13 protein-coding genes are annotated in these 12,347 nt (G+C 57.1%); 10 read left to right on the top strand and 3 right to left on the bottom strand.

Annotation, left to right across the window (positions count from 1 at the left end; genetic code table 11):
- Window positions 1-50: 50 nt before the first annotated feature.
- From rimK to SK51_RS19320, 10 genes are all read left to right on the top strand, one after another.
- Window positions 51-953, top strand: a complete 903-nt coding sequence (gene rimK, locus SK51_RS19370) for a 30S ribosomal protein S6--L-glutamate ligase (RefSeq protein WP_032621711.1) — start codon at window positions 51-53, stop codon at window positions 951-953.
- A 63-nt stretch (window positions 954-1,016) separates the two neighbouring features.
- Window positions 1,017-1,493 carry a YbjN domain-containing protein gene (locus SK51_RS19365; protein ID WP_022647571.1) on the top strand — a complete coding sequence of 159 codons (477 nt, stop codon included), beginning with the start codon at window positions 1,017-1,019 and terminating at the stop codon, window positions 1,491-1,493.
- Between the two features lie 350 nt (window positions 1,494-1,843).
- Complete coding sequence (gene potF / locus SK51_RS19360) at window positions 1,844-2,956, top strand: spermidine/putrescine ABC transporter substrate-binding protein PotF (RefSeq protein WP_022647572.1); 1,113 nt, start codon at window positions 1,844-1,846, stop codon at window positions 2,954-2,956.
- A gap of 143 nt (window positions 2,957-3,099) precedes the next feature.
- Window positions 3,100-4,233, top strand: a complete 1,134-nt coding sequence (potG, locus tag SK51_RS19355; protein ID WP_048206969.1) for a putrescine ABC transporter ATP-binding subunit PotG — start codon at window positions 3,100-3,102, stop codon at window positions 4,231-4,233.
- 9 nt (window positions 4,234-4,242) lie between these two features.
- On the top strand, window positions 4,243-5,196 hold the full coding sequence (gene potH, locus SK51_RS19350; protein WP_022647573.1) for a putrescine ABC transporter permease PotH: 954 nt from the start codon (window positions 4,243-4,245) through the stop codon (window positions 5,194-5,196).
- Entirely contained in the window at window positions 5,193-6,038 is an 846-nt protein-coding gene (gene potI, locus SK51_RS19345; protein WP_022647574.1) for a putrescine ABC transporter permease PotI, read from the top strand. The genes potH and potI overlap by 4 nt, the downstream gene beginning before the upstream one ends.
- A 42-nt stretch (window positions 6,039-6,080) precedes the next feature.
- Window positions 6,081-6,578 carry a YbjO family protein gene (locus SK51_RS19340; RefSeq protein WP_087878582.1) on the top strand — a complete coding sequence of 166 codons (498 nt, stop codon included), beginning with the start codon at window positions 6,081-6,083 and terminating at the stop codon, window positions 6,576-6,578.
- Between the two features lie 40 nt (window positions 6,579-6,618).
- On the top strand, window positions 6,619-7,746 hold the full coding sequence (gene rlmC, locus SK51_RS19335; RefSeq protein WP_048206966.1) for a 23S rRNA (uracil(747)-C(5))-methyltransferase RlmC: 1,128 nt from the start codon (window positions 6,619-6,621) through the stop codon (window positions 7,744-7,746).
- A gap of 72 nt (window positions 7,747-7,818) precedes the next feature.
- Window positions 7,819-8,526, top strand: a complete 708-nt coding sequence (locus tag SK51_RS19325) for a response regulator transcription factor (protein ID WP_023305774.1) — start codon at window positions 7,819-7,821, stop codon at window positions 8,524-8,526.
- Window positions 8,510-9,979, top strand: a complete 1,470-nt coding sequence (locus SK51_RS19320; RefSeq protein ID WP_023305775.1) for a sensor histidine kinase — start codon at window positions 8,510-8,512, stop codon at window positions 9,977-9,979. The genes SK51_RS19325 and SK51_RS19320 overlap by 17 nt, the downstream gene beginning before the upstream one ends.
- A 75-nt stretch (window positions 9,980-10,054) precedes the next feature.
- Here SK51_RS19320 and artJ read toward each other — a convergent pair whose 3' ends face one another.
- The 3 genes from artJ to artQ all read right to left on the bottom strand — a co-directional run bounded on the left by artJ (window position 10,055) and on the right by artQ (window position 12,344).
- Window positions 10,055-10,786, bottom strand: a complete 732-nt coding sequence (artJ, locus tag SK51_RS19315) for an arginine ABC transporter substrate-binding protein ArtJ (protein ID WP_015571008.1) — start codon at window positions 10,784-10,786, stop codon at window positions 10,055-10,057.
- A 173-nt stretch (window positions 10,787-10,959) separates the two neighbouring features.
- Window positions 10,960-11,628: an arginine ABC transporter permease ArtM gene (artM, locus tag SK51_RS19310; RefSeq protein WP_023305776.1), complete on the bottom strand. Its 669-nt coding sequence runs from the start codon at window positions 11,626-11,628 to the stop codon at window positions 10,960-10,962.
- Window positions 11,628-12,344, bottom strand: coding sequence for an arginine ABC transporter permease ArtQ (artQ, locus tag SK51_RS19305; RefSeq protein ID WP_003858367.1), 717 nt, complete (start codon window positions 12,342-12,344; stop codon window positions 11,628-11,630). Before artQ ends, artM begins: the two co-directional genes overlap by 1 nt.
- Window positions 12,345-12,347 lie beyond the last annotated feature (3 nt).

Here is a 12,347-nt window from a genome sequence, read left to right as displayed (position 1 = left end):
GCCTCGTGTATGATAGGTAGGCTTTTCCCATGTCTTTAGAGAGGTGCAGGGTGAAAATTGCCATATTGTCCCGGGATGGAACGCTCTATTCATGTAAACGCCTGCGAGAAGCGGCGGCGAAACGCGGACATCAGGTTGAGATCCTCGATCCGATGTCCTGCTATATGAACATCGACCCTGCGGCGTCGTCGATTCATTACAAAGGCCGCAAACTCCCGCATTTTGATGCGGTAATTCCCCGCATTGGCTCCCAGATCACCTATTACGGCACGGCCGCGCTGCGCCAGTTTGAAATGCTGGGAAGCTATCCGCTCAATGAATCCGTGGCGATCTCACGCGCCCGCGATAAGCTGCGCTCGCTGCAGCTGCTGGCGCGCCAGGGGATCGATTTGCCCGTCACCGGGATTGCTCACTCCCCGGACGACACCAGCGATTTAATCGACATGGTGGGCGGTGCGCCGCTGGTCATTAAGCTGGTGGAAGGCACGCAGGGTATTGGGGTGGTACTGGCGGAGACGCGTCAGGCGGCGGAAAGCGTGATTGACGCCTTTCGCGGTCTGAATGCCCATATTCTGGTGCAGGAGTATATTAAAGAGGCCAAAGGGTGCGACATCCGCTGCTTTGTGGTGGGCGATGAAGTGGTGGCCGCCATAGAGCGGCAGGCGAAAGAGGGCGACTTCCGCTCTAACCTGCACCGCGGCGGTATCGCGCGGGTGGCCCTTATCAGCGAGCGCGAGCGCGAGATTGCGGTGAAAGCGGCGCAGACGCTGGGCCTGGACGTGGCGGGGGTCGATCTGCTGCGTGCCGACCGCGGGCCGCTGGTGATGGAAGTTAACGCCTCGCCGGGGCTGGAAGGGGTGGAAAAAACCACAGGCGTCGATATTGCAGGTAAAATGATCGCATGGATTGAACGCCATGCGACGCCGGGATTTTGCCTGAAAACGGGCGGTTAAATGGATCGGCGCGCACTTTTTGCGTAAGCTGGACAACGTTTTTATTTAAGAGGCTGCACAGCGATGGATTTACAGGTCGTACCTACACTGGATACGTTACGTCAATGGCTCGATGATGCCGGTATTACTTTTTTCGAATGCGACTCCTGCCAGGCGCTGCATCTGCCTCACATGCAAAATTTCGATGGTATTTTTGATGCCAAAATCGATCTGATTAACGACGTGATCCTGTTCTCGGCGCTGGCTGAAGTGAAGCCTTCAGCGCTGCTTGCACTGGCATCCGATCTGTCAGCGATTAACGCCAGTTCTTTGACCGTGAAAGCGTTTCTCGACATACAGGATGATAATCTGCCGAAGCTGGTGGTTTGCCAGTCTTTATTCTCCGGCGCGGGGCTCTCCTTCAAACAGTTCGCCTGGTTTATGCGCCTGAGCGAAGAGCAAATTTCCATGGTAATGATGGAAGCCAACGCACATCACCTGCTGTATAGCGCGGAAGATGATGCCGAGAATAATGATGCATCTTCCAATTTTCTCCACTAAGCCTGTCTGACTTTTGCGCAGTCGCTACCAGAGCGGCTGCATAACACCGCTTTTTCTGCTGCTTTTAACCTTTCTTTAAAGAATTTTTCACCTCCTCTCAGGCCGTTTCGGCTTATCACGTAGACATAATCTGCATAAAAAATTGATAAAAGGCGTTTTTTCGTCTGGGCTATAGCCGGAGACACGGGCTACAGTTATTCTTGCGGTGCTTAAAAAAGCGAGCGGAACCTGCCGGGAAGAGGGGGGTATTTTATTTCGGGCAGAGCGACAAACTATGCATGAATATTGCATATCTTCAGGCTGCACAGTTTTGGTTTGTTTGTTAACGAGCTTTCAGAAGGAATAACAATATGATCGCCTTGAATAAAAAATGGTTATCGGGTCTGGTTGCGGGTGCTCTGATGGCCGTCTCTGCCGGCACGCTCGCTGCGGAACAAAAAACGCTGCACGTCTATAACTGGTCTGACTATATTGCGCCGGACACCGTCGCGAATTTTGAAAAAGAGACCGGCATTAAGGTTGTCTACGACGTATTCGATTCCAACGAAGTACTGGAAGGCAAACTGATGGCGGGCAGTACCGGTTTCGACCTGGTGGTGCCCTCTGCAAGCTTCCTGGAGCGTCAGCTGACCGCCGGTGTCTTCCAGCCGCTGGACAAGAACAAGTTATCGAACTGGAAAAATCTTGACCCGGAAGTGCTGAAGCTGGTGGCGAAGCATGATCCGGACAACAAATACGCCATGCCTTACCTGTGGGCGACCACTGGTATTGGCTTTAACGTGGATAAAGTCAAAGCGGCGCTGGGGCCGGACGTCAAACTGGACAGCTGGGACGTCGTGCTGAAGCCGGAAAACCTCGAGAAGCTGAAAAGCTGCGGCGTCTCTTTCCTCGATGCGCCGGAAGAGATTTTCGCCACCGTGCTTAACTATCTCGGCAAAGATCCAAACAGCAGCAAGGCCGACGACTACACCGGTCCGGCGACCGACCTGCTATTAAAGCTGCGTCCGAATATTCGCTACTTCCACTCCTCTCAGTACATCAACGACCTGGCTAACGGGGATATCTGCGTGGCCATCGGCTGGGCGGGTGACGTCTGGCAGGCAGCGAACCGTGCGAAAGAGGCGAAAAACGGCGTGAATGTTTCCTACTTCATTCCGAAGGAGGGGGCGCTGGCGTTCTTCGACGTCTTCGCGATGCCGGCTGATGCGAAAAACAAAGAGGAAGCGTATCAGTTCCTCAACTACCTGATGCGTCCGGAAGTGATTGCCCACATCAGCGACCACGTCTACTACGCCAACGGTAACAAGGCCTCCGTGCCGCTGGTGAGCGAAGAAATCCGCAATAATCCGGCGATCTACCCGCCAGCCGATGTGTTTGCCAAGCTCTTCACCCTGAAAGTGCAGGAACCGAAAATTGACCGTGTGCGTACCCGCGCGTGGACGAAGGTGAAAAGCGGTAAGTAACGGCGTTTGATATCGTTGCCCGGTGGCGCTGTCGCTTACCGGGCCGACAAATCCCGTAGGCCGGGCAAGCGTTAGCGCCGCCCGGCGATGCGCACCCTTACGGTGCGTTTGCACCAGTGTTGATCTATGCCGGAGAGCACCCCGTGAATGACGCGATCCCCCGCCCGCAGGCGAAAGTCCGTAAAGCGCTGACCCCGCTTCTTGAAATTCGTAACCTCACCAAATCCTTCGACGGCCAGCATGCCGTGGACGATGTCAGCCTGACGATCTACAAAGGTGAAATTTTTGCTTTGCTCGGCGCATCCGGCTGCGGTAAATCGACCCTGCTGCGTATGCTGGCCGGGTTTGAACAACCTACCGCCGGGCAGATCGTGCTGGATGGGGTAGACCTCTCCAGCGTGCCGCCGTACCAGCGGCCCATTAACATGATGTTCCAGTCCTATGCCCTGTTCCCGCACATGACCGTCGAGCAGAACATCGCCTTCGGCCTGAAGCAGGACAAACTGCCGAAAGCCGAAATCACCGTGCGCGTGGCGGAGATGCTGAGTCTGGTGCACATGCAGGAGTTCGCGACGCGTAAGCCGCATCAGCTTTCCGGCGGCCAGCGTCAGCGCGTGGCGCTGGCAAGAAGTCTGGCGAAGCGTCCAAAATTATTACTGCTCGACGAGCCGATGGGCGCGCTGGACAAAAAACTGCGCGACCGGATGCAGCTGGAAGTGGTGGATATCCTTGAGCGCGTAGGGGTGACCTGCGTGATGGTGACGCACGACCAGGAAGAGGCGATGACCATGGCCGGGCGCATTGCGATCATGAATCGCGGTAAGTTCGTGCAGATAGGCGAGCCGGAGGAGATTTACGAACACCCGACAACCCGCTACAGCGCGGAGTTCATCGGCTCGGTAAACGTCTTCGAAGGGCTGCTGAAGGAACGCCAGGACGACGGTCTGGTGATTGAATCGCCGGGGCTGGTGCACCCGCTTAAGGTTGATTCTGATAATTCCGTGGTGGACAACGTGCCGGTTTACGTTGCCCTGCGCCCGGAAAAAATCATGCTTTGCGATGAGCCGCCCGCCGATGGCTATAACTTTGCCGTGGGCGAAGTGGTACACATTGCCTATCTCGGCGATCTGTCGATTTACCATGTCCGCCTGAAAAGCGGCCAGATGCTCAGCGCCCAGTTACAGAACGAACACCGGTATCGCAAGGGACAGCCAACCTGGGGCGACGAAGTGAGCCTCTGCTGGGATGCGGACAGTTGCGTAGTCCTGACGGTATAAGGAGCGGTCATGAGCACACTTGAACCTCCAGCCCGCGTCAAAAAACCGGGCGGTTTCTCGCACTGGCTGGCGCGCGTGCAGATGGCGCATGGCCGCAAGCTGGTCATCGCCATGCCCTATATCTGGCTGATCCTGCTGTTTTTGCTGCCGTTCCTGATCGTCTTTAAGATCAGCCTGGCGGAGATGGCGCGGGCGATCCCACCGTATACCGATCTGTGGGAGTGGGCCGACGGGCAGCTGACGCTGACCTTAAACCTCGGGAATTTCCTGCAACTGACTGAGGATCCGCTCTATTTCGAAGCCTATTTACAGTCGTTACAGGTTGCGGCGATCTCAACGATCTGCTGCTTGTTGATGGGCTACCCGCTGGCGTGGGCAGTGGCGCACAGCAAGCCGTCGACGCGAAATATTTTACTGCTGTTGGTCATTTTACCGTCGTGGACATCGTTCCTGATCCGCGTGTACGCGTGGATGGGGATCCTGAAGAATAACGGCATACTGAATAACTTCCTGCTGTGGCTTGGGGTGATCGACCAGCCGCTGACGATCCTGCATACCAACCTTGCGGTGTATATCGGGATTGTCTATGCCTATCTGCCGTTTATGGTGCTGCCAATCTATACGGCGCTGACGCGAATCGATTACTCGCTGGTGGAAGCCTCGCTGGATCTCGGCGCACGCCCGTTGAAGACGTTCTTCAGCGTCATTGTGCCGCTCACAAAAGGCGGGATCATCGCCGGATCGATGCTGGTGTTTATCCCGGCGGTCGGGGAGTTTGTGATCCCCGAACTGCTCGGCGGGCCGGACAGCATCATGATTGGCCGCGTGCTGTGGCAGGAGTTTTTCAATAACCGCGACTGGCCGGTGGCCTCGGCGGTGGCGATTGTCATGTTACTGCTGCTGATCGTGCCGATCATGTGGTTCCACAAACATCAGCAGAAACAGATGGGAGACCACGGATGAACAACTTACCGGTAGTACGCTCCCCGTGGCGAATTCTGATCCTGATTATCGGCTTTACCTTCCTGTACGCGCCGATGCTGATGCTGGTGATCTACTCGTTCAACAGCTCTAAGCTGGTCACCGTCTGGGCGGGCTGGTCGACGCGCTGGTACAGCGAGCTGTTCCACGATGATGCGATGATGAGTGCGGTGGGGCTGAGCCTGACCATTGCGGCGCTGGCGGCGACGATGGCCTGCGTGCTGGGCACGATTGCCGCGCTGGTGATGGTGCGCTTCGGCCGTTTTCGCGGAGCAAATGGTTTTGCGTTTATGATCACCGCCCCGCTGGTGATGCCGGACGTCATCACCGGTCTGTCGCTGCTCCTGCTGTTTGTCGCGCTGGCGCACGCCATCGGCTGGCCAGCGGATCGCGGGATGCTCACCATCTGGCTGGCGCACGTCACCTTCTGTACGGCGTATGTGGCGGTGGTCATCTCCTCGCGGCTGCGCGAGCTGGATCGCTCCATTGAAGAGGCGGCGATGGATCTTGGCGCCACGCCGCTGAAGGTCTTTTTTATCATTACGCTGCCGATGATTATGCCGGCGGTGATCTCCGGCTGGCTGCTGGCGTTTACGCTCTCGCTCGACGATCTGGTTATCGCCAGCTTTGTGTCGGGGCCGGGCGCGACGACGCTGCCGATGCTGGTCTTCTCCAGCGTGCGCATGGGGGTGAATCCGGAGATTAATGCCCTGGCCTCCATCATCCTCGGCGTGGTCGGAATTGTCGGATTTATCGCTTGGTATTTGATGGCGCGCGCGGAAAAGCAGCGCGTGCGCGATATCCAGCGTGCAAGACGCGGCTGAAGGAATTATTATTTCCAGTGATGTGCCGCGTATGACGCGGCACTGTTTTTCAGGGAAGTAAAAACATTGGGATTCTTACAAAAAACACGTCATTCGCACGCACGTCCGAACGTCCCTGCGCTGGTGCAGGTGGCGGCGCTCGCCATTATTATGATCCGCTGCCTGGATGTGCTGATGATTATGAACACGCTGGGCCCGCGAGGCATGGGGGAGTTCATTCACCGCAGCGCGCAGACGTGGAATCTGACGCTGGTGTTTCTCAGCAGCCTGATGCTGGTGTTTATTGAGATCTACTGTGCGTTCTCGCTGGTAAAGGGGCGCAACTGGGCGCGCTGGGTATATTTTCTTACGCAGATCACCGCCGCCAGCTATCTGTGGGCCGCCTCGCTGGGCTATGGCTATCCGGAGCTGTTCAGCATTCCCGGCGGCTCCCGCCGCGAGATTTTCCATTCCTTAGTGATGCAAAAATTGCCGGACATGCTGGTGCTCTGCCTGCTCTATGTTCCCGCCTCCAGTCGGCGGTTCTTCCGCCTGCAATAATGTGTATAATCGCAGCCCTCGTGATTCTTAAGGTTTTCATATGCAGTGCGCACTCTATGACGCCGGACGCTGCCGCTCCTGTCAGTGGATAGAACAGCCGGTCCCTCAACAACTCACCGCCAAAATGGCCGACCTGCAACAGCTGCTGGCAGCACACGCGGTGGGCGAGTGGTGCGCACCCGTCAGCGGGCCGGAGCAGGGCTTTCGTAATAAAGCCAAAATGGTGGTCAGCGGCAGCGTCGAAAAGCCGCTGCTGGGCATGCTGCACCGTGACGGCACGCCCGTCGATCTCACCGGCTGTCCGCTGTATCCCGCCTCGTTTGAGCCGGTGTTTACCGCCCTGAAACCCTTTATCGCCCGCGCGGGGTTAACGCCCTATAACGTTGCCCGCAGGCGCGGCGAGCTGAAATACCTTCTGCTGACCGAAAGCCAAATCGACGGTGGGATGATGCTGCGCTTTGTGCTGCGTTCGGAAACCAAACTGAAGCAGCTTCGCGCGGTGTTGCCGTGGCTGCAGGAACAGCTTCCGCAGCTCAAGGTCATTACCGCTAATATTCAGCCGGTGCATATGGCGATCATGGAAGGAGAGAAAGAGATTTTCTTCACCGAACAGCATGCGCTGGCGGAGAATTTCAACGGCGTGCCGCTGTGGATCCGTCCGCAAAGCTTCTTCCAGACTAACCCCACCGTCGCCAGCGCGCTGTACGCGACCGCGCGCGACTGGGTGCGTGCGTTACAGGTTCATCACATGTGGGATCTGTTCTGCGGCGTCGGCGGCTTTGGCCTGCACTGTGCCACGCCAGACATGCAGCTCACCGGGATTGAAATTTCTGCGGAGGCCATCGCCTGCGCGAAACAGTCCGCCGCGGAGCTGGGGCTGACGAATCTGCACTTCCAGGCGCTGGACTCGACCCGGTTCGCCACCGGCCAGGGCAACGTGCCGGAGCTGGTGCTGGTGAACCCGCCGCGCCGGGGTATCGGCCAGGCGCTCTGCGACTACCTGAGCCAGATGGCGCCGGAGTACATTGTCTACTCCAGCTGTAACGCGCAGACCATGGCGAAGGATATCGCCAGCCTGCCGGGCTACCGCATTGCGCGCGTTCAGCTCTTTGATATGTTCCCGCACACTGCGCATTACGAAGTGCTGACGTTGCTCGTGAAATCTTAAACAAAATGTGAACTCTTCCCCCGCTCGAAATCAGGTAAGCTTACGTCATAACAAATGATTGAAGGCTTACCCATGAAGCAGATCCTGCTGGTAGAAGACGACCACGATATCGCTGCACTCCTGCGTCTTAACCTGGAAGATGAAGGCTACGCCATTACCCACGAGCCGGACGGGGGAAAGGCGTTACCGCTTCTGGAAAAACAGCCGTGGGACGCGGTGATCCTCGATCTGATGCTGCCGAATGTTGATGGTCTGGAGATTTGCCGCCGTATCCGCCAGATGACCCGCTACCTGCCCATTATCATCATTAGCGCCCGCAGCAGTGAAACTGACCGTATTACCGGCCTGGAAACCGGGGCGGATGATTATCTGGCAAAACCTTTCTCGGTGCAGGAGCTGATTGCCCGCATTAAGGCGCTGTTCCGCCGACAGCAGGCGATGGGCCAGGCGCAGACGGACGGCATTATTCAGGCGCACGGTCTGACTATCGATCCGCTGGCGCGCACCGTGCGTCTTAACGGTCAACACGTCGATCTCACCCCGCGTGAATTTGAACTGCTCTATTTTTTTGCCCGCCATCCCGGAGAGGTCTTTTCACGGCTGGCATTGCTGGAGCAGGTGTGGGGGTATCAGCACGAAGGCTACGAACACACCGTCAACACCCATATTAACCGCCTGCGCATCAAAATAGAGAAAGATGCCGCCGAGCCGGAGATCGTTCGCACCGTCTGGGGTAAAGGCTACAAATTTGCGGAGCAGAAACATGATGTGTCGCTTTAGCCTGAGCCAGCGCCTGACGCTGCTGTTTACGGTGTTACTTTTGCTCTGCGCCACCGTCGCCTGTGCGGTGCAGCTCTACGTTAGCATGCAGTACGGCAATGCGATGGTGCAGCGTCTCTCCGGCGGGCTGGCGCAGCAGATTGCGCAGCGGGAAGCGATTCTGGATACGCAGGGCAGGGTGGATCGCAGCGCCTTAAAGCCGCTGTTCGACCGGCTGATGACCTTTAATCCGAGCGTCGAGCTGTATGTTGTCTCGCCTGATGGCGATATCCTGGCCGATGCCGCCCCGCCGGGGCACATTCAGCGGCAAAAAATTGACCTCGCGCCGATACAGAATTTCCTGAGCGGGACGGTGATGCCGGTGTTTGGCGACGATCCCCGAAGCCAGAATAAGAAAGTCTTCAGCGCCACCCCGCTGCGGCAGGACGGTGAGCTGAAGGGGTATCTGTACATTATTCTGCAGGGGGAGGAGTCCAACGCGCTGGCGGAGATGGCCTGGCACAAAGCGCTCTGGAGTACGGCGCTGTGGTCGATGCTGCTGGTGGCGCTGTTTGGTCTGCTGGCCGGGTTGCTGCTCTGGTACTGGGTGACGCGCCCGGTTAAACAGCTCACGCTGGACGTGGCCGGGCTGGAGCAGGACAGCATCAGCGCGATTAAGCAGCTGGCGGCCCAGCCGCTCCAGCCTGCCGGCCAGGATGAAGTGGCGATCCTGCGCAATACCTTTATCGAGCTGGCGCGCAAAATCACCTCTCAGTGGGATCGGCTGGCCGACAGCGACCGCCAGCGGCGGGAGTTTATCGCCAACATTTCGCACGACTTACGCACCCCGTTGACGTCGCTGCTGGGTTATCTGGAAACGCTGTCGCTGAAATCCGCCACGCTGTCGCCGCAGGAGCATCAGCAGTACCTCGCTACCGCGCTGCGTCAGGGGCAAAAGGTACGCCATCTGTCGCAGCAGCTGTTCGAGCTGGCGCGTCTTGAGCACGGCGGCATCAAGCCCCAGCGCGAGCGTTTTGCCATGGCTGAACTGATTTCCGACGTGGCGCAGAAGTTTGAACTTACCGCCCGCACGCGCGAGGTGAACCTGCGTATTGATGTGCCGGGGCGATTGCCGCTGGTGAACGCCGACGTGTCGATGATCGAGCGCGTGGTCACTAATCTTCTGGATAACGCCATCCGTCATACGCCGAGCGGCGGAGAAATTCGTCTGGCGGTCTGGCAGGAGAATGAACGACTTCAGGTCGAAGTGGCAGACAATGGTACGGGCGTAGATGCCTCGCTGCGCGACGATTTGTTCCAGCGGCCTTCAGCGTTAAATCCTCAGGCGTCGCGGGAGAACCGTGGGGGATTAGGGCTGTTAATCGTGAAGAGAATGCTGGAGCTGCACGGTGGCGGGATCAGGCTGATGGAGTCCGTGAGCGGGGCGCGGTTCAGGTTCTTTGTGCCGCTATGAGAAATTGCCGGGTGGCGCTGCGCTTTCCCGGCCTACAGACCACCCCCGTAGGCCAGACCACCCGGCAAAAAGAGATTACTGCGGGAACCACTGCTCGCTGATTTTCTGGTATGTGCCGTCAGCTTTGATCGCTTTTAGCGCGCCGTTCAGTTTTTCCAGCAGGGCTTTGTTATCCGGACGTACCGCGATGCCGAGGCCGGTACCAAAGTACTGCGGATCGGTCACTTTCTCCGTCGCTGTACCCAGCTGCGGGTTGGTTTTCAGCCACTCATTCACGACCGCGGTGTCGCCAAATACGCCATCGATACGGCCATTTTTCAGGTCGATAATTGCGTTCTGGTAGCTGTCATAGGCCACGGTTTTCACTTCAGGATGCTTGTCCTGGAGATATTTCTGGTGCGTGGTGCCGTTTTCCATGCCGATGCGCTTGCCTTTCAGCTCGTCGAAAGACTTATAAGCCCCTTTCTTCGCAATCACTACCGCAGAGTTCGCGTAGTACGGGTCGGTGAACGCGACCTGCTTGCTACGCTCTGGGGTGATATCCATGCCGGAGATAACCGCATCGTATTTTTTAAATTTCAGGGACGGGATCAGGCTGTCAAACGCGTGGTTAGTAAAGGTGCAGTCGGCCTGCATCTGCTTGCACAGCGCTTTCGCCAGGTCAATGTCAAAGCCGACGATCTGGTTGCTGGCATCCAGCGATTCAAACGGCGGATAGGTGGCAGAAACGCCAAAATTGATTTTATCTGCGGCGGATGCGCCTGCGGCGAAGGTTGCGAGTAATGCGGCCAGAACTAACTTTTTCATTGTAATGCTCCCGTCTGTCTTATTTATGCGCCGTGTCTGCGGCCTGGATATACAGTGCCATCTAATGAATTTATATGCAATAAAAATGATTAAATATTACCTTTGTTGCAAAAAAAAGCGGATAACCCATCAGGTTACCCGCTCAATGAATACCGTTTTATGCATTGGCGTGATTAATTCCTGCGCTCAAACGCCAGCGCCTTACGCTCGATAAGACGCATCATCAGCGTCAGCAGACCGTTGACCGCCAGATAGACCAGACCCGCCGCACCGAACACCATCACGTCGTAGGTACGTCCGTACAGCAGCTGCCCGTGGCCCATCACTTCCATCAGGGTGATGGTGTAGGCCAGAGAGGTGCTTTTGAACACCAGAACGACTTCATTGGAATAGGAAGAGAGCGCACGCTTAAAGGCGTATGGCAGCAGGATCGCCAGCGTGTCCTTCTTGCTCATGCCCAGCGCACCGCAGGACTGCCACTGGCCTTCCGGGATCGCGCGGATCGCGCCGTAAAACAGCTGCGTGGTATAGGCCGCGCTGTTCAGTGAGAGAGCTATCAGGGCGCAGAGCCATGGCTCAGAGAGCAAATGCCAGATAACCGGATATTCCTGTAACGACGGGAACTGCCCTGGACCGTAGTAAATCAGGAAGATCTGCACCAGCAGCGGCGTACCGGTAAAGAGCGTAATGTAGCCACGGACAATCCACACCAGCACCGGCGTTTTCAGCGTCAGGACGATGGTGAAGAACAGCGCCAGGATCAGCGCTACGATGATAGACGCAACGGTCAGCGTCAGGCTGGTGTGCAGCCCTTTCATCAGTTCGGGTAAATAATCCAGCATCAGCCTGGTCTCCGTTCAAAACGCGTTGCGCGCAGATCAATACGCTTCAGAACGTACTGGCTCAGCAACGTGATCACCAGGTAGATAGCCGCCGCGACGATGTACCAGGTAAATGGCTCCTGCGTACGGGTGGCGATACTTTTGGTTTGCAGCATTAAATCGTTCACGCTGATCAGGCTCACCAGCGCGGTATCTTTCAGCAGTACCAGCCACTGGTTGCCCAGCCCTGGCAGGGCATGACGCCACATCTGCGGCATCACCAGGCGGAAGAAGATCGCCGCTTTCGACAGGCCCAGCGCCTGACCGGATTCCCACTGTCCCTGCGGTACCGCTTTCAGCGCGCCGCGCAGCGTTTGTGACGCATAGGCCGAATAGAGCAGGGAGAGCGCAATTACGCCGCACAGGAACGGGCTGACGTCGAAGTTCTCAATCTGCATTTGCACCGGGATCTGCGCAAAGCCGAGATTAATCGTAAAGCCGTCCGACAGCGTTAACAGCAGCTGTGAGGAGCCGAAATAGATAAACAGGACCACCAGAATTTCCGGCAGTCCACGCAGCACAGTCACCAGCGCTGAACCGAGCCATGCGACAGGGCGCCACTTAACGGACTCCCACACCGCAAAGAACATCGCCAGTACGAGGCCGATAATCAGTGCACAAACGGCAAGGCCGACGGTCATCCCGGCGGCGCTTGCTAAAGGAAAAATTTCATTCATCAG

This window comes from Enterobacter sp. MGH85, from assembly GCF_001037655.1.
GTDB classification, from domain to species: Bacteria; Pseudomonadota; Gammaproteobacteria; order Enterobacterales; family Enterobacteriaceae; genus Enterobacter; species Enterobacter intestinihominis.
This window is presented reverse-complemented; position numbering and strand designations above follow the sequence as displayed.